Source organism: Bacillus sp. LR--39, assembly GCF_053613335.1.
In genome coordinates this window covers 1-551 of the sequence record NZ_JBSIOT010001419.1, presented here as the reverse complement: position 1 = coordinate 551, position 551 = coordinate 1, and the positions used below count along the sequence as shown (strand labels likewise).

At 51.7% G+C, this 551-nt stretch carries 1 protein-coding gene; it reads right to left on the bottom strand.

Annotated features, from left to right (window positions below; genetic code table 11):
- Window positions 1-522, bottom strand: a 522-nt coding sequence (locus ACWHAR_RS30880) for a FecCD family ABC transporter permease (RefSeq protein WP_452088909.1), incomplete at its 3' end; no start/stop codon positions are given.
- Between the last annotated feature and the right edge of the window lie 29 nt (window positions 523-551).

Sequence of the window (551 nt, the reverse complement as noted above, 5' to 3'; positions counted from 1 at the left end):
AATTTGAAAGTAAATCGATATCGCCGCAGACAGACTGCTGAGCAGCATGCTTGTTACCGTCCCGATTATGGCAAGTTGAACCGGCATAAAACCGTTTGGAATCACCGAGGCGAGGCCGAAGACAAGGCCGGCGCCGACGGCTGATCCGATAAACGAATAGCCCATCATCTCCAGAGAGGATGAACCCGGAATCACCACCATCAACAGCGTGATCACAAACGCTGACCCGTCGGAAACGCCCATAATCGACGGGGAAGCCAAGTAATTTCGGGTGACACCCTGCATAAGCGCACCGGACACCGCCAGCGCCGCTCCGATTAAAAGAGCGCCGACAGCGCGCGGAAGACGGGAATGCCAAATGATTTGATGATCTGTGTTGCCTGGATCAAAATGCAGCAGCGCCGAAAAAATCACCTCGGGCTCAAGCTGTTTTGCACCGTAACATACCGACAGAAAAACAGACAGCAGTATGGCAAACGGAGCGGCGATCATAATGATGCGGGTCATTTGCTTTGAATGCATAGCTCAATGAACCTTTTCTATTTGTTCTG